Raw genomic sequence first — 23,785 nt, 5'->3', positions numbered from 1 at the left:
GGTACCTAAGCCCTATCACATTCGAGGAGCGAGCTATGAAAGCTTAAGTTGCCGTCTACGAAACCAGCAGCAGGCCATTCCGATTGCCAACGTTGGCAGTCCAGACTTCCCAGCTGACGGCAAAATCACCGTTCGCAAGCTCGGAAACAGTGGCTTGTTGCTCCGATCCGAGACTGGTCGCATTCACCCGGAATTCCGCACCCAGCTTCGTGCCATCCGCATTGTAGCGCTGACCGTGGATGCCGTAGGTATCACCGGGACCGCTGCCTTCCCAGACCACAACCCAGGACCCATCAGAAAGCACAGCAACAGAGGGGCGAAGCTGCGTTGAATTGGTCGTCGTATTGACCAGTTCTTTATCCCCGACCCGCGCCCCGGTGTCGTCATAGCGCTGCAGGTAAACGCCCCAGCCGGACGCATCCGGATTGCCGCTGTTCGAGGCTGAGAAGACAACAACATGCCCCCCGTCCGCTGTGGCCGCAACTTCCGCGTAGTTGTCCACGTTTTCGACGGTCTGGCTTACCGTTTCATCAAGATCGAAATCCGCAATCGGGCGGACATCGTCGTCGCTTTCAATGATCTTCTGATCAATCTCATCAGTTGTCTGGTCGTACCAGACCACCACAAGACTGTCATCATCGCGGACCGCAAGCGAAGGATAGAGATCACTGCCAAAGAACTCCGCGCTCTCCACCAAAAACTCAGTGCCAACCTTGTCACCCGCCGCATCGTAGCGTTGACCAGAGATGCTGTAGCTGTTGGACCCGTCCACTCCGTAGCTCATCCAGACCACGGCAAACCCGCCGTCGGAGAATCCCTGTACTTTCGGGTGAAGCTGATTGTTCGGCGTGAATGTGTTGATCTCGAACTCCCCGCCAACCCGCGCGCCATTTGCATCGTACCGCTGGCCTACGATGCGCGAAGAACTGTTGTCATCGCCCTGACCCGAATAGTCATGCCAGACCGCGACAAACCCACCCGAGGAGAGCGCTCCAACAGAGACATACTCCTGCGTACCGCTGGTCACCGTGTTGATCTGGAATTCATTTGCGCTGCCACCGACGCTGACGGGCGTCCCGTCCGCTTCGAACAGGCGTCCGAATACCCCCCTGCCGCTACCATCGGTGCTGTTGTCGTCAAACCAGACAGACACGAACCGTCCGCCGGTCAGCCCGGCGACAGTCTCGGCCACAAACCCACGCGTGTATTGATCCCCTGCGGTGGTAGTGTTGGTCAGGATATCTGCAGTCACCGCAATGGGTTGGTTCGTTGTGCCATCAAGGGCATCACTGAACACACGCGTGTAGACATCATGCAGAATGGTACTGCCAGTATTGACCTCCCAACTGACGGCAAAATCGCCGTTCGAGAGTTCGGAAACAGTGGCGTTTTGCTCTGATCCGAGGCTGGTCGCATTCACCCGGAACTCTGCGCCCAGTTTTGTGCCGTCTGCATTGTAGCGCTGACCGTGGATACCAGAGCTGTCACCCGGTCCGTTACCCTGCCACACCACAACCCAGGACCCATCCGAAAGCACCGCAACTGAGGGATAGAGCTGCGTTGAATTGGTCGTCGTATTGACCAACTCCTCGTCCCCGACCCGCGCCCCGGTGTCGTCATAGCGCTGCAGATAAACGCCCCAGCCGGACGTGTCCGGATTGCCGCTGCTCAAAACCAGATGCCCACCATCCGCTGTCGCAGCAACTTCCACAAAACCGTCCGGGTTTGCAACGGTCTGGCTCACTGTTTCATCAAGATCGAAATCCCGGATCGGGCGGACATTCCCCTGACCCGCAGCAACAGTGATGGTCACCGTCCCCGTGTCCGTGCCCCTTTTGCCATCAGAGACTTCGAATTCAAACGTATCCTCGCCGCTGAAACCCTCATCCGGCGTGTAGCTGAACGCCCCGCCGACAGTCACATCAACCACCCCTCTGTCTGGGCCGGTGAGCAGCGTGTAGGTCAGCGTATCTGCTGTATCAGGGTCTTCAGCCCCCAACTGACCCGTGATTTCAGTTTCAGGATTGGTTGCAGCCAAACTGTCCGTCGCATCCGGATCATCATTCGTCCCCGTCACCGTCACAACAACATCGTTCACCGCTGTCGCGCCGTGCCGGTCCGTCGCCGTGACCTCAACCGTCACGTCACGCGTCTCATCCAGCGCAAGGTCCTGGAAGGCGCTGCCGGGATCAAACGTCAGCGTCGTCCCTTCGATGTCCGCCGAGCCTTCCGACGGATCGCCACTGACTGTGTAGGTCAGCGAAGCGCCGTCGTCGTCACTGTCCACGTCAGCGCCAAGCGCTGCGAGGTCCAAATCCACCGTCGGGCCATCTTCCACTGCCGCCGCAAAACCAGCTGCGAGGGTGGGCGCGTCATTCACACCTTCGATTTCGAACCACAGCGTGCGCAGCCCAGATGCGCCATCGTCAAAATCCGTGACACCTTGCGCCTTTGCGCCAAAACCAAAGACACTGAAGCTGACTTTCTGGAACTCGCCCTGCGCGAGACCGTCAAAATCCGTCCCGGTTGTAAATGTCAGGGTTTGACCATCAATCTCAACACTCCCTTGAACCGGCGCATCCACCACGTCAAAGACGCTCAGCGCATCAAAGCCCGGCAAATCGCGCAGATCTAAGGAGAAGGGATCGGCGTTTTCTTCCAGACGGGCGTCGAACAAGAGATCCTGCACGGAAACGCCAATGGCTTCATAACTGCCGATCGCGCCGGTGGATGCCGCGTTGATGCCAACGCCGCCAATTGGCGAGGCATCCTGACCCAGCGAGCTGAACCGTGCCTGCGCGCCCGTCAGCCCGTCAATCCTCACAGATATGCCGCCAACCGCAATCGTCGTGTTGGTGCCATTGTCATTGACCGAAGCCGCCGCGTTGAGTGCTGCGAACACCTGTCCCGCGCTTGTCCCGATTGCGGGGCCGCAGTTTGTCACGCGGAACACAATGCCATCATTGTCCTGCGACATGTCAAAATCACGAATCCGGTCATCGCCGTCTTGCGACGTGAAGGTGACGCCATCCCACAGCAGATCGAAAACGAAAACGTCTTTCCCCTTGCCGCCCCATTGGCGGTCAGCCCCTTCGCCACCGATCAGGACGTCATTGGCGCCCCCACCGTACATCCAGTCGTTGCCTTCGGCGCCCAACAGCCAATCCGCGCCATTGTCACCGTGGATGCGGTCCGCACCTTGTTGGCCAAACAGGTTGTCCGCGCCATTGTTGCCGCGCAACAAATCTGCCGACTGACCACCCAAAAGCGCGTCATTGCCCGATCCGCCACGCAGCGTATCCGCCGCCCCTTCGCCGGACAGGAAGTCGGCATTGAACCCGCCCCAAAGCTGGTCACTGTCAGCCCCACCAAAGAGCAAGTCATTGCCGCTGCCGCCTTTGAGGGAATCTTCACCCAATCCACCCAGCAGCAGATCGGCACCGTTGTTGCCGCCAAGAAAATCGTTGCCGTCCCCGCCTTCGAGCGTGTCGCAGCCATTCCCGCCGTAAAGATGGTCGTCCTCGGTCCCGCCCAGCAACAGATCGTCGCCGATCCCGCCCGTCAGGCTATCCTGACCGGCCTGTCCTTCGAGCGTGTCATTCCCGCTCCCGCCATTCAAAAAGTCGTCGCCGGTCCCGCCCAGAATGCAATCCCCGTCCGCATCGTCATCCAGCAAACCGCCCTTTGGTGTGCCATCACCGCTGGCAGGCCCGTCATCCCGGTCATCGCCAAAAATCTCGTCGTCACCGCGACCACCCAGCAACAGATCCGCACCGCGTCCGCCCGCAATGCGGTCGTCACCCGTGCCGCCGTCAACGCTGTCGTCGCCCGCCTGACCAAATAGATGGTCATCCTGCGCGCCACCGAAGATCAGATCGTCCCCAGCGTCCCCGCTTATGCTGTCATTGCCGCCCTCGCCCAGCAGGATGTCGCCGCCATCATCGGGCGCATCAATGGCGTCTGCCGCGTTGCCAAAGATCACATCATTGCCAGCGCCCCCGAAAACGATGTCCGCATCGCTGCCACCAAAAAGGTTGTCGTCCCCGTTTTCACCATCGATCAGATCGCAACCCGCATCGCCAGTGATCCAATCGTTGCCATCCGCTGTGTTGCGCTCCGCATTGCCGCCAAACAAGGCGTCATCGCCGGTGCCGCCGCTGATCAGGTCATCACCAAGCCGCCCCTCAACGAAATCCTGACCTTCCTCAGCATCCAGCCGGTTGTTGCGCTGGTTGCCATAAACCGCATCGTCTCCGGCACTGCCGGCCGCATTGTCTCCTGCGTTGTTCTGATTGAGATCAATGATCTCACCGCCCTGACCACCACGCTCGGTTGCGCCGTCATTGTAGTTGGGAGCTGTCGGATCATCGTCCTGGAATTCCGGATATCGGCTGCCTTCGGCCCCTTCCGCATTCTCGCCTGCAAAGGTCGCTGGATCCCACCAACCAACCCGGGTTGGATCATTTGAATCAGCCATTCTTCTGCTCCCACTCAAACACAAACACCACCGATTTCGCTACCCCAATGGATGTGCGACGTCATTTTTTCGGCCCGCTTAGGTTGCATTTAGACCACAATTCGACTGCCGCCAAATGGGGGCAAAGGTTTCTGTTTTGGCATAAAGATGAATGTACTTGGTCGATTTGAATCAAATGAAGTCAAAATACAACCTGAGAAAAAACCTCTCACAGTATCATGGTGTTCACCGGTACTCCCCCCTTCTGGTCAGGCTCTTGACGTTTGCTTTGGTGCGGGAAAACCTTGGCGAGTTTCCGGAGTATCTGGACGGTGCCGACGAGGAGGCATTCCTCGTCAGCCCCACATGGGCCTCGCAATCGGAGACTTCCGAGACCCAAAATGCGTTTGAGGTGAGCGAAAAGCATCTCGACCTGCTTGCGGAATCTCCTTGAGAACGTGCACTGGCGCATGCCTTTGACGGTGGGCGCCATGCCTGCTGCCACTGCTGCTCCTGTAACCGGCACCGCCGTCAATTGCACAGACGCCACACCCCATCGAACACCCGACGTCAGGTCAGCGCCCGTTCCGGCCATTGTCTCCCGCCCTCAAAAGGCGGTATCACAGACGGGCACCCCCTCCCCCAGAAAGGATCCTCCCATGGCCGAATTTGATCTGATCGTCTACGGCGCAACCGGTTTCACCGGCAAGCTGATCGCTGAGTACATCCACGCCACCTATCCCGATCGGCCCTGGGCGATGGCGGGGCGCAGCGCGGATAAACTGGTATCGGTGCGGGATGAACTGTCCCTGCCTGCCGATACGCCGCTGATCACGGCAGATGCCGCCGATCCCGGCAGCATTGATGCCATGATCCAGCGGGGACGTGTCATCATCACGACCGTCGGGCCCTACCAGCATTATGGAGAGGCCCTTGTCGCCGCCTGCGCCAAACACGGCACAGATTATGTCGACCTGTCGGGGGAGCCGCCCTTCATGTGGGACATGATCGAACGATATGACGCGCAGGCCAAGAAAACAGGCGCGCGGATCGTGCACTCCTGCGGCTTTGATTCAGTGCCCTTCGACATGGGGGTCTTCTTCCTTCAGGCCGCTGCCAACGACCGCTTTGGCGCCCCGCTTAGGGACGTCAAATGCCGGGTGCGGGGCATGGCGGGCACGGCGTCCGGGGGCACGGCCGCTTCTGGTGCGGCAACAATGGAACGTGCCAAATCCGACCCGCAGGTGATGAAGCGGTTGATGTCTTCCTTCGCGCTGACCCCAGGTTTCGAAGGGGCAGCCCAGCCCACCGGACACAAACCCTATGAGGACACCGATTTCGGCGTCTGGGTCGCGCCCTTCTTCATGGCGACGATCAACACAAAGAACGTGCACCGCTCGAATATGCTGATGGGTCACCCCTACGGGCAAGACTTCACCTACGAGGAAATGATGTTCACCGGCGCAGGCGACAAAGGGGCCGCCATGGCAGAGCGTGTGGCCAAGACCGACATTGCCGCCATGTCCGCCACCCTCAAGCCCGGCGATGGGCCGTCACGCGAAGAGCGTGAACAGGGCAGCTATGATCTGATGTTCACAGGCGTGTCACAGGACGGCCAACGCCTGCTGGTCGGTGTCAAAGGAGACCGTGATCCGGGCTACGGATCGACCTGCAAGATGATCACCGAATGCGCCATCTGTCTTTTGGAAGAGGCTCAGGGCACGCCCGGCGGCGTCCTGACCCCTGCCTCCGCCTTTGGTCAGAACATCATCGACCGCTTGCAGGCAAATGCAGGGCTCACCTTCGAAGTCGAAAACTGACCGGATAGGGTTGGCGTGGCCACAGACCGCTATCTGGGTCACGCACGCCGCATGCGGGCAAACGCCAAGGTCAAAGCCCCCCCAACCCGAGCCGGGGCCCTTCAGTCATCCGGCTTGCAGATCAGTCGGGCCTCTCCGTTCTCCACCATCTCCAGCAGATCCGCGCGGGAGTTGGAGAAGAAATCGACAAAACTGTCGGACGAGCACCGGGTGCCCTGATAAATGCCGTCCAACACCTCCACGCAGACCATCCCGCTGGAAATCACGTCAGAACAGGGCTTGTCCCAGTCTATCTGCCTCTCGATGCGCTTGCCGCCAGGGATGAAATACATATCAACCCGGCGGTTGATGAAACGCGCTTCGCGGGCGGCGCGGCTGAAACTGTCGGTCCGGTTGTCGACCTTGGGGCAGGCATTCCCGCGCTCATCATAGATCAGCACAAAGCCTTCCTCCCCCGTCGCCTCGCAGAACGCTTCGCCGTCCAGGTCCTCCTTTGAGATCACCATGGGCACAAGGCCCATCGTCTCCATCGTGCTGGCCATCAAATCTGCAACAACTTCAGCACGTTCCAGCGCGCGGCGGTCATATTCATCGGCGGAAATATCCCGCCAGGATGAGGAATGCCCGACAATCATAGCGCAATTGTACCCGCCATTCTGGCTGCGGCTCGCTCCCACACCAAGCGCGATCCTGGCCAACCGCTCGCGTTGTTCAGGGGTCGTGTCCGTGGCATGGGCCGGAAAACCCGGCAGCGTTGCCTGAATGGGGTACTCCTCACAGGTGCGCGGATTGCATTCGCCGATGTCACATTCGGCCTGCGCTGTGGCGGCCCAGCATATGGCAAGGCCCGCAAAAACAAGAGGTCGGATCATCACACATTTCCTTCTTCAATTGTCATTCTGGGCGGGCAGACGAATGCCCTCGAAAATCATCAAAGGTCGGGTCTGTGCCGCTCCGGGCACCGCCCTCAGACCCAGCGTGCCGCTTTCCTCTTCACTGGGGTTCGGATCGTGCTGAAACTCGATCGCAACGCCCACGACCGCATCCGGCACAAACACACAGGCGCGCCCCACCGCCTGATGCTGCGGCGGACAGGCGCAATCCAGCATCGCGAACACCCGGCAGGTCTTGGGGATAAGCTGCGTGTTTTCATGCTGTTGAGAGCAAAACGTGCCATCCATGTGGATCGTCTGCGGATAGCGCGCGGTGAAAAAACGGCGCATCTTGTCAAACCCGCGCGCTTCACACACCGCATTGGCCGCAGGCGTGCCACAGCCTTCCCCCCTTGCGCGACAATGGGACATATAGACGTCGCGCTCGCTCGGGCCGCCGGAATCCGATCCCCCTGCAACCAGCGCCCGCCGGGTCAGGTCGCTTGCATAGAACCGCACCACATTCGCCTCCGGCGGATCGATCGGCAGGCCACATTGGCCGTTGCGTCCGTCAAGGAAGACCGGCTGCAAGCCGATGCCACACCGCCTGCACCCCAGAAACCCACGACCGCTGACCATCGGCCAGGCGGTGATGTCAGCGGCCGTTGGCTCATTGCACCTGCGGTTCAGGGTCAGCATCTGATCAACCAGCGCCCGTGCATTCTGGCGGGAGGCCACGGGATGCGTCCGCAACCGCGTCACCATGTTCTCGCAATAGGGACCAAACCGGGCCAGACACCCGCCTTCGGCCACAAACCGGGCAACCAACTGCCGGTAATCCTTCCGCAGAATGGCTTCCTGCCCGTCGTTGCGGCCATCAATCTCCAGCAAGGCCAACTCATGCAGCGACAGCGCATTCAGAATGCGCCGCACATCCTCCTCACGGTCCTCCGCCACATCCAGATCCGGCAATGTGCCAAACCCGTTGATCACATCCTGATAGCGCACCGTATAGATGGCATGCAGATCAGACGTCAGCCGATCATCCTGCGCAGTGAAACAGGCAAAGAACGCACCTGCGGATTCCAGCGTCTGGCTGGGTGCCTCACACCCCACCGGGTTCCCGGTAAAGGTCGTCTGCGTGCGCACTTCGGTCCTTGAGAACGCCTCCCGCAGATGCTGGTCCTGCTCTACACTGGCAGAGGCAGAGACATTCAGCACACCGGTCGCCACTTTGACGGAAGCCTCAACCGCAAGCGACTTTTGAGACTCGTCCATGCCCTCCTCAAACCGGAGGGTCCCGATCACCTGCGCATAGCTGGCCCGTTGCCGCCCGACGATGATCTCATCCCCGCAAGCCGCATAGAACGCAGCCATATTGCGGGACAGAACCGCCTCATCATGCAAACGCCGCCCTTCCGGCGTGAACCGAATACGCGGTGCGGAGCGGAAACGAATAGGCTCCACCCGTTCGAAATAGCCATAGATCGCACCATTCTCAAACCGTCGGGACGACGTCTCGATCTGGCTGTAGCGCGTGTCTACGCTGGCCCCGACCCCCATGTATTTGACCGCAACCCGCGCGCCCACAGCAAGCTGCTGCTGGCTGAAAATCTCATCAACGCTGGAGATGTATCGAAACTCGGAATTGGCGGGCACGGCTGGTCCATCCACAAGGCCCGCCCGTGCGCGCACGCAGCGGGGCCGGGTCTTGAGGGTCGCGGAATCGAACCCCGCAAGATAGGCAGGCGCATTCACCGGCCCGACATTGTAACGCCGCACGTCTTCAGCGGAAAACGCCTGTGCCCAAACCGGTTGCGCTGTGACAAGCACGCTCAGCGCAACAGCAGGTACCGCAAGCAGCCTGCGCTCCGATTGCGCACCTCCCCTTCGGCAGCGTCGAAGAAAGCCGACACACAGGTTCCGGAAAAGGGAAATCTTCAGTGCCGCGGAGCGGCCGTACATGCGTTTCATCACCAAAATCCTTCGTCAAAAAAGCCGCAGACAAGTCAGCCACCTGACCCACCACAAAGACCGGCAAAATAGCCGAGGCAGATAAGGCATTGTCAGGATAACATAATACGCGGCAACCGTCGGAAACGCGGGGCCTGGACCACCAAACACAGCAGCTTCCCGCCGAGAGGCAGAAATATGCCGCCAGATTTATGTCTTATTTACAGGTGTCTATAAAGGTTTTTTCGCTCTGGATATCTGCCCGTTCCAGCTAAAAACGCCTCATCAGCGCTTGCCACCCTCAAAGCCTGCATGCGCCTAATTGTTTGAAATGTGACATCTTACCAATGGCATCACACGGCGTGAACCGACCGGCCTTGCCGCATCACGCCCGCCCTGCCCAAGCCGTCTGATGGCCAACACAGCGCCAAGGGCGGCCAATCGACCCCATCGCCCTGCTCCCGCCTCAGTTGCTCTGGCGTACTTCCTGCACCCAGGCCACAATCACCGCCCGTGCCTCCGCATCCATGGCAATTGCGTTGGGCGGTGGCATCGCATGGCTGATCCCGGCTTGCAGATAAATCTGGCTGGCCTGCCGTGCCACATCGCCGGGGGTTTCCAGATGCACGCCCTTGGGGGCCCACCTGATCCCCTCCCATACCGGTTCCCGCGCATGACACATCGAACAATTGCCAATGACCGCGTCATAGGCCTCCTCGAACCCGGCGGCGGATGCGAACTTCTGCTCATAGGCCGTCAGCGGTCGCGCCTCCGCGTCTTCCCATGTCTCCGTTGGCCGAACCGACGACAGCCACGCAATCACCAGCATCAACAAGACCGTCACCGCCCAGGTCCAATGCGGCCCCGCCCCTGTAGCATGCAACGTGTTGAAGTAATGACGGATCGTCACCCCGGTGAGGAAAATCAGACTGGCGATGATCCAGGCGTATTCCGTCCCGAACGACAGCGGGTAGTGATTTGCCAGCATCAAAAACACCACCGGCAGCGTCAGATAGTTGTTGTGGGTCGACCGCACCTTGGCGATCTTGCCGTATTTCGCATCCGGCGTGCGCCCGGCCTTGAGGTCCGCCACCACGATGCGCTGGTTCGGCATGATCTGGAAAAACACATTCGCGGTCATGATCGTCGCCGTGAACGCCCCCAGATGCAGCAGCGCTGCGCGGCCCGTGAAGATCTGATTATACCCCCAGGACATCGCCACCAGAATGACAAACAGCAGCAACATCAATACCGTAGGCCGCTCACTTAATCTGGATTTGCACATGAGATCATAGGCAAGCCAGCCAATCGTCAACGACCCGCCAGAGATCACAATCCCCTGCCACAACGCCAGTTCCGCCTTGGTCGGATCCAGCAGGAACAACTCTCCCCCAACCCAATAGACAATCATCAACAGCGCCGCGCCCGACACCCAGGTGATGTAACTCTGCCATTTGTGCCAGATTAGATGCTCCGGCATGTTGGGCGGTGCGACCATGTATTTCTGAATGTGGTAAAAGCCGCCACCGTGTACCTGCCATTCTTCTCCGCTGACGCCAGCGGGCATGTTGGGAGCTTTCTTCAGCCCCAGATCCAGCGCGATGAAAAAGAACGACGCGCCAATCCACGCCATTGCCGTAACCACATGCAACCAGCGCACCGAAAAGGCGATCCAGTCCCAAACGACTGCCAAATCATACATCTACGCACTCCGACGGGTTGTGTTTCGTGCACCCTATGCGATCCGCAACTCTTCTGGTATTGTCGCAAAACGCCAAGCAGCATCAAAAAAATCAGAACAATGTCCTACTTTGAGAATATCCGCACATTTGTCCGTGTCTATGAGCTTGGCAGCATGTCCGCCGCCGGGCGGGATCTGCGCATCTCCCCGGCTGTGACCTCCTCGCGGATTTCCCAGCTGGAGGATCACCTCAGCGTGCGCCTGTTCCAACGCACCACCCGGTCGCTGACGCCCACTGAACAGGGCAAGGCGTTCTACGGCGGAGCCTGTGCCGTGCTCGATTCCGTGGAAAGCGCGGAGGCACAGGTGGTCAAGATCACCGACAACCCCAAAGGATCGCTGTTTGTCGCCGCGCCGCTGGGCGTGGGCCGACGCCTGATCGCGCCACAAGTACCTGACTTTCTGGAGAAATACCCCGAAGTACAAATCCGTCTGCGCCTCACCGACCGCAGGGTGGACCTGACCACCGAGGGGCTGGACCTCGCGTTTTTTCTGGGCCAGCCCGAAGACAGCACCCTGCGCATGCGCAAGATCGCTGATGTGGCCCGCGTGCTCTGCGCCGCACCCGCATATATCGCGGCCCGTGGCATGCCTGTGTCGGGCGATGATCTGGTCGCGGACAGGCACGAATGCCTGAACCTGCGCTATCCCGGCGCGGTTGAGTTCCAATGGCCCCTGACCACACCAGACGGCCCACGCAAATATCCCGTTGCAGGCCGGTACGAATGTGATGACGGCGATGTGCTGACCGATTGGGCACTGGCCGGGCACGGCATCGCAATGAAACCCGGCTTTGAAGTGGCCGACCACATGGCAGCCGGTCGCCTTGTCCCTGTCGCCACGCAGACACCACCCGAACCCATTCAGATGGCCTGCCTCTTTACCCACCGCAAACGGCAAGACCCCAAGGCCCGTCTGTTCATGGAGTTTGTGATTGAGCGCATCAGCAAGACCGTCCGCGCACAGACGCGCCCCTAACTGCCGCGATACGTCGAATACCCGAACGGCGACAGCAGCAGCGGCACGTGATAATGCGACGCCTCCGACATGCCAAAGCGCAGCGGGATCACGTCCAGAAAGCGCGGGCTTTCCGCAGGCACGCCGCTGGCATCCAGATAGGCACCGGCGTGAAAGACCAGCTCATAGGTGCCGACCTCAAACACATCGGCAGGCAGGATCTGCTCATCCGTGCGCCCGTCTGCATTGGTGCTCAGCGTCTTGAGGTGCGTCCGCACCTCCCCCTCCAGCCGGTAAAGGTCGATCTGCAAACCCTGCGCAGGGCAACCGCGCGCTGTATCCAGCACATGTGTCGTGAGGTATCCGGACATCATTTATCTCCAAAACGTGTGCACTATGCCTAATCTGCCCACACCGCACATGGCAAAGCCAGTCCACACTATGGTCTTTCGCATTTTTTTTGAAAACCAAACCCGATTAAGTGCAATACACAGGCGATACCAAAAGGAGACCCCCCGTGACCCCCTATCCACGTGACATGACAGGCTATGGTGCCACACCACCCCACGCCAATTGGCCAAACGGGGCACGGATCGCCGTGCAGATCGTCCTGAACTATGAGGAAGGCGGAGAGAACAACATCCTCCACGGGGACCCCGCATCCGAGGCTTTCCTGTCCGAAATCACCGGCGCGCAGGCCTGGCCCGATCAGCGGCATTGGAACATGGAGACCTTGTACGAATATGGCTCCCGCGCAGGCTTCTGGCGGGTGCACCGTCTGCTGCAAGACCTGCCGATCACCGTCTACGGGGTCGCCACCGCCCTCGCCCGCGCACCGCAGCAAGTGGCCGCGATGAAAGCCGCCGGGTGGGAGATCGCGAGCCACGGGTTGAAGTGGATCGAACACAAGGACATGGCAGAAGACGAAGAGCGCGCCCAGATCGCGCAGGCCATCCGCCTGCACACCGAAGTCACCGGCGACGCCCCACGCGGCTGGTACACCGGGCGCTGCTCCACCAACACCGTCCGGCTGGCGGCGGAGACGGGCCAGTTCGACTATGTCGCGGACAGCTACGCCGATGACCTGCCCTATTGGATGCGCTTTGGCGACCGTGATCAGCTGATCGTGCCCTACACCATGGATTGCAACGACATGCGCTTTGCCATCCAAGCCGGGTTCACCAATGGCGATCAGTTCGAAAGCTATCTCAAGGACAGCTTTGACGTGCTCTATGCCGAAGGTGAAGCTGGCGCGCCCAAGATGCTCTCCATCGGGCTGCACTGCCGCCTGATTGGCCGTCCGGGACGTGCTGCGGCCCTCGCCCGCGCGCTCAAGCACATGCAGGCCCATGATGGCGTCTGGTTCGCCACACGCCGGCACATCGCGCAGCACTGGGCGCGCGAACATCCCGCACCCGCTTCCGCCCCGTCCCCGTCCGCGATGTCGACAGAAGCCTTCGTCGCCGAATACGGCGGCATTTTTGAGCACAGCCCCTGGATCGCCAAAGGCGCTTGCGCGCTGGAACGCGGGCCCACTCATGATTGCGCCGCAGGCGTGCACCAACTGCTTTGCCGCATCTTCCGCACCGCCTCTGCCGATCAGCGCCTTGCTGTGCTGCGCGCCCACCCCGACCTTGCCGGCAAACTGGCCGCTGCGGGCAAACTGACGGCTGAAAGCACCGCCGAACAGGCCGGTGCGGGCCTCGATCTGCTGACCGATGATGAACGCGCCACCTTTCAGGCGCTCAACGCCCGCTACGTCGAAAAGCACGGCTTTCCCTTCATCATCGCCGTGCGTGACCACACCAAGACCAGCATCATGGAGGCCTTCCAGCGCCGCATCGAAAATGACGGAGAGACGGAATTCGCCGAGGCCTGCCGCCAAGTCGAACGCATCGCCGAACTGCGCCTGTCAGAGAAGTTCGGCACATGACCACAACCCTGCAAATCGCGCCGATCACCCAAGCGGCCTTTGCCCCCTTCGGGGATCTGATCGACACCTCAGGCGCGCCCGACAAACTCATCAACCAAGGGCTCTGCGGGCGCTATCATGACCGCGCAACACTCGATTTCGCGGATGGCCGCGCAGGCGTCAGCCTGTTTCAGGCCGAACCGCGCAGCCTGCCCCTGGCGCTTGAGATGATGGAGCGGCATCCCGATGGCTCCCAACTCTTCATCCCGATGTCCGAACAGGGCTTTCTGGTTATCGTCGCACCGGACGCAAGCGGCACACCGGGCCTGCCACAGGCCTTCCTGACCAGCCCCGGACAAGCGATCAACTTTCACCGTGGCACCTGGCACGGGGTGCTCACACCGCTCTCCGCCCCCGGCCTCTTTGCCGTGGTGGACCGGATCGGCCCCGGCGCAAATCTCGAAGAACACTGGTTCGACACCGCCTACATGATCACCCACGACGACAATAATACAGCCAAAGGCTGACCACCGACCAAAGGGAGACGACAACCATGACCGATACCTCAATCGGGACGCCGGAGCAGCTCCGCGATCCCAACTACACGCCAGCGCTTCACCGCGCGGTGCCGCTGGGCATCCAGCATGTGCTGGCAATGTTTGTCTCGAACGTCACACCTGCGATCATCATCGCGGGTGCTGCGGGGTTTGGCTTCGGCTCTGACGCGGGCGCGCAGGGGTTCCCGGACATGACGTATCTCATCCAGATGTCCATGCTCTTTGCCGGGATCGCGACGCTGTTTCAGACCATCGGCCTTGGCCCCGTGGGCGCGCGCCTGCCCATCGTACAAGGCACCAGCTTTGCCTTTATCCCGATCATGATCCCGCTTGTGGCGGGCAAAGGCGTCGAAGCCCTGCCCGCCTTGTTTGGCGGCGTGGTCATCGGCGGGCTGTTCCATACCTTCATTGCCACCTTCATCGGCAAGATCCGCTTTGCCCTGCCGCCGCTCGTCACCGGGCTGGTTGTCACCATGATCGGTCTGGCACTGGTCAAGGTCGGCATTCAATATGCGGCCGGCGGTGTGCCCGCCATCGACAAACCCGAATACGGCAGCCTGCTGAACTGGTCCGCCGCGCTTGTGGTGATCCTCGTCACGCTGGGGCTGAAATTCTACGCCAAAGGCATGCTCGCCGTCTCCGCCGTGGTGATCGGCATCATCGTGGGCTACCTCTATGCGCTGGCCATGGGCATGGTCACCCTCGACGGCATCGCCACCAGCTGGGGCCGTGCCGCACCCGTGGCCTTCCCCGTCCCGTTCAAATACGGGTTTGAGATGAGCATGGCCGCCATCATCGGCTTTTGCCTGATGGCTTTCGTCTCCGCCGTGGAAACCGTGGGTGACGTGTCCGGCATCACCAAAGGCGGCGCGGGCCGTGAAGCCACCGACAAGGAGATCGAAGGTGCCACCTATGCAGATGGTGTCGGTTCCGCCGTGGCGGGCATCTTCGGCGGCTTTCCCAACACCTCCTTCAGCCAGAACGTCGGCCTCATCGCCATGACAGGTGTGATGAGCCGCCATGTGGTGACCATCGGCGCGCTCTTCCTGATCGTCTGCGGATTGATCCCCAAAGTGGGCGCGGTGATCCGCACCATCCCCATCGAAGTGCTGGGCGGCGGGGTGATCGTGATGTTCGGCATGGTCGTGGCGGCTGGCATCTCCATGCTGTCGGATGTGAACTGGAACCGCCGCAACATGGTGATCTTCGCCATTGCCCTCAGCATCGGGCTGGGCCTGCAACTTGATCCCAAAGCGGTGCAATACCTGCCCGACACCCTGCGCATCCTGATGACATCGGGCCTCTTGCCCGCCGCTGTCATCGCGATTGTGCTGAACCTGATCCTGCCACAAGACCTGTCCGAGGCCGCGACCGAGGAAGTCTCGGGCGGCCTGTCGGGCCACGGTGAAGGGTCACTCAAGGGATAGCCCTCCCATATTCCCAAACAGAAAAGGCCCGGTCACATTGACCGGGCCTTTTTTGGTGCGTCAACTGTTAGCGCAGCCGCAGCGGCATATGCCGGTTCACGTCCTTATAAAGCAGATACCGAAACCGCCCCGGCCCGCCCGCATAACAGGCCTGCGGACAGAACGCGCGCAGCCACATGTAATCCCCCGCCTCCACCTCAACCCAATCGTTGTTGAGCCGGTAGACCGCTTTGCCCTCCAGCACATAAAGCCCATGCTCCATCACATGGGTCTCCAGAAACGGGATCACCGCGCCGGGTTCAAAGGTGACAATCGTCACGTGCATGTCGTGGCGCAGATCGCCTGGATCGACGAACCGTGTGGTGCCCCATTTGCCATCCGTATCCGGCATGATGGTGGGCGCGATGTCGTTCTCATTTGCTATGATCACCTCCGGCGCCTCCAGCCCCGGGACCGCCTCATAGGCCTTGCGGATCCAGTGAAACCGCAACACTTCTTCGCTGCGATTGTGCAGCGTCCACGCCGCACCGGGGGGCAGAAAGGCATAGCTGCCTTCTTCCAACACATGCACCTGCCCGCCCACCGTCAGCGTCGCCGTGCCGCCCACCACAAACAGCACCGCTTCCGCCCCCGCATCCGTCTCCGGCTGATCAGAGCCACCGCCGGGTGCGACTTCCATGATGTATTGCGAAAACGTCTCCGCAAAGCCGCTCAGGGGCCGTGCAATCACCCACAGGCGCGTGTCCTGCCAAAACGGCAGAAAGCTGGTGACGATGTCACGCATCGTGCCTTTGGGAATGACGGCATAGCCTTCGGTGAAAATGGCCCGGTCGGTCAGAAGCTGATCTTGCGGCGGATGCCCCCCGGTTGGGGCGTAGTATTTGGCAGACATGCGAGGCGTCCTTTTGATGGCGCGTAAGTCGCGGAAATCATGCGCGCTTCAGGCGGCCAAGACCAGCCGTAAACATGAAACAGGACTTTCCGGGATGATTTGAAAATGGCGCGGGGGCTTTGGATGCTCTTGGAAGGGCGCGGCCGCTTGCGTCGGTGCTGGCCGATCTCTCGAGGCGCTTCGAAGGACGCTCCCAAGCAAACCTGGCCGAACCCTGAGGCATTTCTGATCCGGCCCGGACGGTCATCGTGTTAAATGGCAAGGTCGGCTGTGCGGACTTTCCCGACATTGAAGTTTGGGCATGTTGCTGACGCAGCATTCGTTTGCACTCGCGGCAGGTGATACTCGGCGTTTCAGCAACTGCCGTCAGACCGGTCATTCGCAGGCATGGTTTTGACGGGAACCGAGACCGTACGTTCGCTGCAGCCAGGTCGGACACAACAGACGCGGGACAAAGCGGCCTTGCGCAGTCACGGCTATTGCTGACGCAGCATTCGTTCGCACCCGCAGCACCGTTTCTTTTGTAATGCGGCAGCGTCGTCAAAGCGGTCATTCACAGGCACCAAATTTGCCTAAACCCAGACCGCCCCTTCGCCGCACGTCGTTCCAACTAACCAGACGCGGACTTTCCAGACGCTCATATTTGCTTCTTCGCTGACACAGCATTCGGTGGAATGTGCAACACGGCAAGCGCTCTATTGCCAAGTATTTTTGCAAAGCGGTCATTGAAAACATCGATTTGGTCCAGTTCCGAAACCATACTTACATCGCAGGCAATCTCAACGCGAAGGACCGAGACAAAGCCGTCATCGGAGTTGTTGCCTTCAAAGTTCGGTCACAATTTTGGCAGTACTCTACGAGGCACTCCCATATCCTTGGTTGTGAGAATTGGTTTTTCGCATCCTTCAATGAAGTCTTGGGCCAAGCGATGCGGACCTAGTTTGCCGTATCCAACTGAGAGCGTCATGGGCGGTCAATCGGTTAGACAACGGCACCGCATTCAGCTCGGAACCCGCATAGCTGAAAGGGGTAAAAGGCTGCATGTTCAGGATGGCAGGGCTGTGCCCCTCGCTGACAAGGCAACTGCCGCATACCCGATTTAGTTCCTGTCAGGTCACGTGATTGACGGACTGGAATTCCGGCCTGTCCCAAAGTCGGTTATCCAGAACGTCGGCAAGAATATCGACTGCCCGGCGGACGTCGGTTTCGTCCAGGTAAAGCGGTGTAAATCCAAAGCGCATCACATTTGGTGCGCGAAAATCACCAATCACATCGCGCGCAATCAGCGCCTGAACCATCGCATATCCGTGATCAAACGCGAAGGACACTTGGCTGCCTCGCTCTGCGCCATTTCTCGGACTGATTAGAGTCAAAGATGGGCATTTGGCCTCAACCTGAGAAATGAACACGTCTGACAAGTGCAGGCTTGCCTTGCGGAGGTCCTGCATATCGACCCCGTCCCATGCGTCTAACGCGGTTTCCAGCGTCGTCAGTTGGAGAACTGGCGGTGTGCCGACACGCATCCGCTCGATATCAGGCGCCGGCCGGTAATTTGACTCAAACGCAAAAGGTGCATCATGTCCCAACCAGCCGCTAAGGGCGGGAGAAATTTGCCCAATCAGGTCAGGACGGACATAAATGAAGGCGGGGGCCCCTGGTCCGCCATTAAGGTACTTATAGGTGCACCCCACAGCAAACTCACATTGTGACTTTGTCAGATCAACCGGGACCGCCCCCGCGCTATGGGCCAGATCCCACAGCATGACGGCCCCGCAAGCGTGGGCGGCCTGTGTGACGTGTTGCATGTCGTGCATGCGGCCAGTGCGGTAATCAACCTGCGTGATCATGGCAACCGCGACCTCATCCGTGAGGGCTGCGGCGACATCTTCTGGCGGCACAATCCGCAATTCGTGGCCTTGATCCAAGTGTTGGATCAACCCTTGCGCCATGTACAGATCGGAGGGGAAATTGCCACTGTCAGACAAAATGACCTTGCGGTCGGGGCGCAGTTTCAAAGACGATGCCAGCGCCTGAAACACTTTGACTGACAGCGTATCGCCCATCGTAATGCTGTCTTTGGCTGCGCCCAGAAGACGGCTGATCTTGTTACCCACACGCATGGGCTGGTTCATCCAGCCATCAACGTTCCAGGCCTTGATCAAATGGCCGCCCCACTGTGCGGTGACCGCGTTTGAAACCGCCTGCTCCACACCGCAGGGTAGCGGCCCAAGCGAATTTCCGTCAAGGTAAATCATGCCTTCGGGCAGGACAAAGCGGTCTTTGACAGGCAAGTTCACCCGCTGATCTTTCATAGCTGTCCCCTCACGTTCCAAAGCTCCGGGAACAGTTCCACTTCGAGCATTTTGCGCAGATACCTCACACCCGAAGTGCCGCCAGTCCCACGTTTGAAACCAATGATCCGCTCCACGGTGGTGACGTGATTGAAACGCCAGCGGCGAAAGTAGTCTTCTAGATCGACAAGCTTTTCAGCCAGTTCGTAGAGGGCCCAGTGTTTGCCCAGGTCCTTGTAGATCGTTGCCCAAGCCTCCATCACCTTCGGGTCCGCCACGTGGGGCGTATCCATTCGAAAGATCGACGTCTCAAACTCAACATTCAGCGCCTGCGCCAGCTGATCCAACGCAACATGATAGACCGAGCGCGTTGTCAGTTCCTGCCCCAACATATGATGGAGTTCGGGGCGGTGTTCATGGACCTTCATCATGGCGCGGTTGCGGTTGCCAAGAATGAACTCGATCAGACGGTATTGGTGTGACTGGAAACCGGAGGAGGCCCCAAGGTCATCGCGGAACTGGGTGTATTCGCTGGGTGTCATGGTGCGCAACACGTCCCAGGCGTTGTTGAGTTGCTCAAATATCCGTGCGACCCGGCTCAGCATTTTGAGAGCGGATGGAAAGTCGCCCTGTGCCAAAGCCTCTCGCGCTGTCGATAACTCGTGCAAGACCAGCCGCATCCAAAGTTCGGATGTCTGATGCTGGATGATGAACAACATCTCGTCGTGCGCAGGGGACAGGCGTTTCTGCGCCCCCAGGATCGGGTCAAGCGCCAGATAGTCAGAATAGCTCATGTCTTGGGCAAATGACATTTTGGCCCCGTCGCTTTGCGGGTCGTATGCTCCTGTCACTGGGAATCTCCAATCAGATGTTTTGAGAATGTACCCAAACCAGGGTGGCCCGTGACCCACTTACGGGCGTAGAGGGTCACCGCTCGCGCCGTATCTGCCTGGGCTGATACCTGTCCTGCACTCACGCTTGGGCGCATTTGCTTTTGCGGTCAGCAGCGCCTCACTTGGCGAACTTGTGAGACAACCTCAGCATGAAGCCCATGAAACCATTCGGCCCATAAGGCTCATAGGCACGAAACGCGGATATCTTGCCGTCTGTCGTTTCGACAAAGAACGCCTGTGGGAAGCGTAATTCTTGCCCGCCTGAAAGAAAATGATGGGTGTCGATCTCAACAGCGCAGGATGTGCCGTTTTCACCCTGATAGGTCTTTTCGATGGTAAAGCCGAACTGCTTCATCGACTTGAGCCCCCAAGTCAGCCCCTTGGCGATCGCCGCACGACCCTCCATTTTTGGGGTCGGGTAGTGCGGATCGAATAACACGGCGTCATCCGTGAAACAGTCCATTGCCGCGGCGTGGTTGCGTTCCTCAAGGGCGGTGAACAGGCCCTGCAGGGCATCTTTTGCAGTCGACATTTGTTTTCCTTACGCTGTCAAAGCACCCTGATCAGGTGCAGTTGTGTTCCATGTGCTGGCCGCCTCAAGCTGCGCCGCAAGCCGCAACAGCGTCGCATCACGCGCAAATCCGGCCACCAGCTGGATGCCAATGGGCAGGCCATCCGGGGTTTCGTGCACCGGCAGGCTGATGGCGGGCTGGCCGGAGGCGTTGAAGGCGGCGCTGAACGGGCTGATTGTGAAAAGACGCTCCAGAAAGCCATCCAGATCGCCTTGATCCATGCGCAGCACGCCATGCGCGGGCGCAGGCCCGTTGGTGGCGGGCGTCAGCAGCACGTCAAAGGTCTCAAAGTACCGGGCAAGCGCGCGCACCTGTTGGTTGATGATGCCTGCGCGTTGCAGGTGTTCGCCAAGAGATGTGCTTTGGGAGAACCGGATCGCTTGTCTGGTGATGTCTTGAAATCCCTCTAGGTCGGTATCTTCCGCCATCGGGGTGCCGACAAACAGTCCCGCAAGCGACCCCATCAACAGCCGGATCATCGTGTCCGTCAGCAGGGCGCTGTCGAATTGCGGCATGGCGGGCGTCACTGTATGCCCAAGATCCTCAAGCAATTTTGCCGTCCGCTCGACCGCCAATTTGCTCTGCCCGTCGACCACGTCCCCGTGAAACTGTGTCGTGACAAAGCCGATCTTCAACCGCGCCGGTGGCGTTTCGATCAACGCCTCAAACGCTGTATCCGGCTTGGCGGTAAAATAGGGGCAGCCCGCATCAGGGCCAGCAGTGATATCGAGCAAGGCGGCAGTGTCGCGGACCGTGCGGGTGACTGCATGCTCATGGCTCATGCCAAAATTCGGATCCCCCCTGTGCGGGCCAAAGGCATTGATGGCGCGGGTAGGCTTCAACCCGACCAGACCGTTAAACGCCGCAGGGATGCGAATTGACCCGGCGCTATCCGTCGCATGTGCGGCGGGCAACATGCCAGAGGCAACAGCCGCCGCAGACCCGCCGCTGGACCCCCCGGCACCACGTTCAAGGTTCCACGGATTGCGGCTGATGCCCCAGGCCTCACTTTCGGTCGCCAGCGACAGGCCAAACTCGGGCGATGCCGTCCGGCCCAGAAACGCAAGGCCACTGCCACGCAGGCGGGACACTGTGGTCGAATCGAAATCGAAAACGGTGCCTTTGAACCGAACACTGCCATTGGACAGCGGCATGCCCTTGACCGGTGCGTGCAAGTCTTTGATCAGATAGGGCAGCCCGGCAAAGCGCGCATCCTCTGGTGCCTTGTCCAGAGCGTCGAGCGCCTGTTCGAATTGTGTGACATTGACCGCATTCAGCGCAGGGTTCAGACGCTCGATCTCGCGGATTGCCGTCAGCAGGATGTCCCGCCGCGACACCGCGCCCGAGGCTGCCAATTCGGCCATTCCGACAAGGTCATGGCGGACCCATTCATCCCTGCTCAGCATGCAGCAACCCTTTCATGGAGGCGCCGGACACAATGTTGAGAATGCGGGCATCGTCATCGCTGACCGAGATATAGGCGTGTGACATGCCCGCGTCGTAATAGACGCTGTCGCCGGCATTCAGGCGGATGGGCTCGTAGAGATCAGTGTGCAGTTCCACCGCACCGCTGATGACCACCACCAGTTCCTCGCCGGCGTGGCGAATGGGGTCCTTGAACGCCTCCACATCGCGGGCTGTGACGGTCACAAAGGTTGCATCGATCAGCGTGTTCTTGAGCTGCGTTCCAATGGGTTCATAGACATATGGGCCCGCGTTCAGTTTTGACAGTTCGTTTCCGCGTGAAACAGCCAGCCGCCCTGAACTCGTGGGCTTCGGCGTAAGCGTTGGCGAATTTTCCAATAGGGAAACCAAGTCAGTGCCCAGACCCGCACTAAGCTTCAGCATCACGTCATAGGTGGGTGAAAGGTGGGAGTTTTCAATTTTGGAAACTGTGGATACCGCAAGCTCACTGGCCTTCGAGACCTGCTGCAACGTGAGGTTTTGCGCCTTGCGTAGCTTCTGAACGCGCTCCCCAAAGGCTGCGCGATGATTTTCCGCAAGGCCCGCCATTTCTTTCTTGACCATTTTGGCTTCACATTTTTCCGATAATAAAATTCGTTGACATTTTTCCTATCGGAAAACTATGCTGACCTCAAGGAGTTTTTTTCATGATCTGGCTGCTTCTCTTTGCGTTTGCGTTGGCGGCGATCCTGTCAGGGGTCGCGATCAGTTATGTCGCGGGCGCCGCCGCCGTGCTGGCCTTTGTTTTCAGCGATCATGCCGCTTATCTGGGCATCCTGCCGCAGCGCATCTTCAGCCAGATCGACGTCTTTACCTTTCTGGCAATGCCGCTGTTCATTCTGGCGGGCGAGACCATGACAAAGGGCGGCGTCACGCGGGTGTTGATCGATCTGGCCATGCTGATCGTGGGACGGCTGAAAGGCGGTTTGGGCTACGTCAACATCGCCTCCAGCGTCTTTCTGGCGGGGATCTCGGGCTCTGCGGTGGCTGATGCGGCGGCGACGACCAACACATTAGTGCCCGCGATGGCGGAAAAAGGGTATCGCCGCGACTTTGCCGCAGCGTTGACGGCGGCCAGTTGCGTCATCGGGCCGATCATCCCGCCCAGCATCGTAATGATCTTTTATGGCGCGTTGATGAATGTCTCGGTCGCGGCCCTTTTTGCGGGTGGCATCGTGCCGGGGCTGCTGATGGCGGTATTTCTGGGCGGCTACAACTTCTGGATCGCCCGCCGCGAGAACCACCCTGGCGGCACGGCAGAAAGCCTGCCTCCCGTCGCCGCAACCATCCTGCGCGCGCTGCCCGCCCTGTTGATCCCGATCACCATCGTGGCGGGCATCGTTTTCGGCCTTGTCACCCCGACAGAGGCGGCAGGCATCGCGGTTGCGATCACGCTGCTGCTGGTCTTTGCCTATGCCCTTCTGGACCGCAACAGCCCCGGTGACGCAGTGCGCATCACGGCAAGCCTGACCTCCGCATCGGTTGAGCGCACGGTCATGCTGACCGGGTCGATCTTTATGATCCTCTTTGCAGCGGCGGTGTTCGGCTACCTGATGGGGCTTTTGCAGGTGCCCGAGCAGATCGCCTCATGGGTGCAGTCAGCAGGATTGAACAGCACGTCTTACTTCCTGCTGGCCAGTGGCATCATGTTTCTGGCAGGCATGGTGATGGATGTGTCCATGGCGCTTGTGCTGCTGGTGCCGGTGCTGATCCCGGCGGCCATCGCGGGCGGCGCGGATCCGGTGCATGTGGGCGTGGTAAGCTGTCTGAACCTGACGCTGGGCCTGATCTCACCCCCCTTCGGTGGCTGCCTGATGGTCATTTCTGCGGCCAGTGGTGTCAATTACCTGCGCCTCAGCCTTGCCATTCTGCCGTTTCTGATCGTGCAACTCACCTTGTTGATCCTGCTGATCCTACTGCCCGAAATTACCCTCGCCCTGCCGCGCGTATTAGGCCTTATCCGATAACTTTTTCAACC

General features: G+C 59.8%; 17 protein-coding genes and 1 pseudogene. 6 read left to right on the top strand and 12 right to left on the bottom strand.

Annotation, left to right across the window (positions count from 1 at the left end; translation table 11 throughout):
- Positions 1-55 precede the first annotated feature (55 nt).
- Together Q1A91_RS17675 and Q1A91_RS17670 are read right to left on the bottom strand one after the other, a co-directional pair.
- The gene (locus tag Q1A91_RS17675; protein ID WP_299880518.1) at positions 56-4,477 is read right to left on the bottom strand and encodes an Ig-like domain-containing protein; all 4,422 of its coding nucleotides are present in this window, start codon (positions 4,475-4,477) and stop codon (positions 56-58) included.
- A 208-nt stretch (positions 4,478-4,685) separates the two neighbouring features.
- A pseudogene (locus Q1A91_RS17670) lies at positions 4,686-4,910 on the bottom strand (hypothetical protein); the annotation flags it as partial.
- Between the two features lie 205 nt (positions 4,911-5,115).
- Here Q1A91_RS17670 and Q1A91_RS17665 point away from each other — a divergent pair.
- Positions 5,116-6,276 (top strand): trans-acting enoyl reductase family protein, encoded by a 1,161-nt coding sequence (locus Q1A91_RS17665; RefSeq protein WP_299880515.1) that lies wholly within the window; start codon positions 5,116-5,118, stop codon positions 6,274-6,276.
- Between the two features lie 101 nt (positions 6,277-6,377).
- On the opposite strand, the gene Q1A91_RS17660 is transcribed toward Q1A91_RS17665, so the two are convergent.
- From Q1A91_RS17660 to Q1A91_RS17650, 3 genes are all read right to left on the bottom strand, one after another.
- Entirely contained in the window at positions 6,378-7,148 is a 771-nt protein-coding gene (locus tag Q1A91_RS17660) for a hypothetical protein (RefSeq protein ID WP_299880512.1), read from the bottom strand.
- Positions 7,149-7,163: 15 nt separating this feature from the next.
- Positions 7,164-8,981, bottom strand: coding sequence for a hypothetical protein (locus tag Q1A91_RS17655; protein ID WP_299880509.1), 1,818 nt, complete (start codon positions 8,979-8,981; stop codon positions 7,164-7,166).
- Positions 8,982-9,567: 586 nt separating this feature from the next.
- The gene (locus tag Q1A91_RS17650) at positions 9,568-10,803 is read right to left on the bottom strand and encodes a urate hydroxylase PuuD (protein ID WP_299880506.1); all 1,236 of its coding nucleotides are present in this window, start codon (positions 10,801-10,803) and stop codon (positions 9,568-9,570) included.
- Positions 10,804-10,902: 99 nt separating this feature from the next.
- On the opposite strand from Q1A91_RS17650, the gene Q1A91_RS17645 reads away from it, so the two are divergent.
- On the top strand, positions 10,903-11,820 hold the full coding sequence (locus tag Q1A91_RS17645; protein WP_299880503.1) for a LysR family transcriptional regulator: 918 nt from the start codon (positions 10,903-10,905) through the stop codon (positions 11,818-11,820).
- On the opposite strand, the gene uraH is transcribed toward Q1A91_RS17645, so the two are convergent.
- Complete coding sequence (gene uraH / locus Q1A91_RS17640) at positions 11,817-12,170, bottom strand: hydroxyisourate hydrolase (RefSeq protein WP_299880500.1); 354 nt, start codon at positions 12,168-12,170, stop codon at positions 11,817-11,819. The two genes, Q1A91_RS17645 and uraH, sit on opposite strands and share 4 nt — an antisense overlap.
- Before the next feature lie 146 nt (positions 12,171-12,316).
- On the opposite strand from uraH, the gene puuE reads away from it, so the two are divergent.
- The 3 genes from puuE to Q1A91_RS17625 are packed head-to-tail and all read left to right on the top strand — an operon-like array spanning position 12,317 to position 15,695.
- Positions 12,317-13,732 (top strand): allantoinase PuuE, encoded by a 1,416-nt coding sequence (gene puuE, locus Q1A91_RS17635; RefSeq protein ID WP_299880497.1) that lies wholly within the window; start codon positions 12,317-12,319, stop codon positions 13,730-13,732.
- Complete coding sequence (locus Q1A91_RS17630) at positions 13,729-14,238, top strand: ureidoglycolate lyase (protein ID WP_299880494.1); 510 nt, start codon at positions 13,729-13,731, stop codon at positions 14,236-14,238. Before puuE ends, Q1A91_RS17630 begins: the two co-directional genes overlap by 4 nt.
- Positions 14,239-14,264: 26 nt before the next feature.
- Positions 14,265-15,695, top strand: a complete 1,431-nt coding sequence (locus Q1A91_RS17625) for a nucleobase:cation symporter-2 family protein (RefSeq protein ID WP_299880491.1) — start codon at positions 14,265-14,267, stop codon at positions 15,693-15,695.
- Positions 15,696-15,762: 67 nt separating this feature from the next.
- On the opposite strand, the gene Q1A91_RS17620 is transcribed toward Q1A91_RS17625, so the two are convergent.
- From Q1A91_RS17620 to Q1A91_RS17595, 6 genes are all read right to left on the bottom strand, one after another.
- Positions 15,763-16,587, bottom strand: coding sequence for a bifunctional allantoicase/(S)-ureidoglycine aminohydrolase (locus Q1A91_RS17620; protein WP_299880488.1), 825 nt, complete (start codon positions 16,585-16,587; stop codon positions 15,763-15,765).
- A 1,109-nt stretch (positions 16,588-17,696) separates the two neighbouring features.
- Entirely contained in the window at positions 17,697-18,899 is a 1,203-nt protein-coding gene (gene kynU, locus Q1A91_RS17615; RefSeq protein WP_299880485.1) for a kynureninase, read from the bottom strand.
- Positions 18,896-19,690 carry a tryptophan 2,3-dioxygenase family protein gene (locus Q1A91_RS17610; RefSeq protein WP_299880482.1) on the bottom strand — a complete coding sequence of 265 codons (795 nt, stop codon included), beginning with the start codon at positions 19,688-19,690 and terminating at the stop codon, positions 18,896-18,898. Before Q1A91_RS17610 ends, kynU begins: the two co-directional genes overlap by 4 nt.
- 199 nt (positions 19,691-19,889) lie before the next feature.
- A complete protein-coding gene (locus Q1A91_RS17605; protein ID WP_299880479.1) occupies positions 19,890-20,303 on the bottom strand; it encodes a nuclear transport factor 2 family protein in 414 nt (137 codons plus the stop codon).
- Positions 20,304-20,312: 9 nt separating this feature from the next.
- Positions 20,313-21,749: an amidase gene (locus Q1A91_RS17600; RefSeq protein ID WP_299880475.1), complete on the bottom strand. Its 1,437-nt coding sequence runs from the start codon at positions 21,747-21,749 to the stop codon at positions 20,313-20,315.
- Complete coding sequence (locus tag Q1A91_RS17595; protein ID WP_299880472.1) at positions 21,733-22,371, bottom strand: helix-turn-helix domain-containing protein; 639 nt, start codon at positions 22,369-22,371, stop codon at positions 21,733-21,735. Before Q1A91_RS17595 ends, Q1A91_RS17600 begins: the two co-directional genes overlap by 17 nt.
- Before the next feature lie 83 nt (positions 22,372-22,454).
- On the opposite strand from Q1A91_RS17595, the gene Q1A91_RS17590 reads away from it, so the two are divergent.
- Positions 22,455-23,774, top strand: coding sequence for a TRAP transporter large permease (locus Q1A91_RS17590; RefSeq protein ID WP_299880469.1), 1,320 nt, complete (start codon positions 22,455-22,457; stop codon positions 23,772-23,774).
- Positions 23,775-23,785: the final 11 nt, after the last annotated feature.

Source organism: uncultured Sulfitobacter sp. (assembly GCF_947500075.1).
Taxonomy (GTDB): domain Bacteria; phylum Pseudomonadota; class Alphaproteobacteria; order Rhodobacterales; family Rhodobacteraceae; genus Sulfitobacter.
This window is presented reverse-complemented; position numbering and strand designations above follow the sequence as displayed.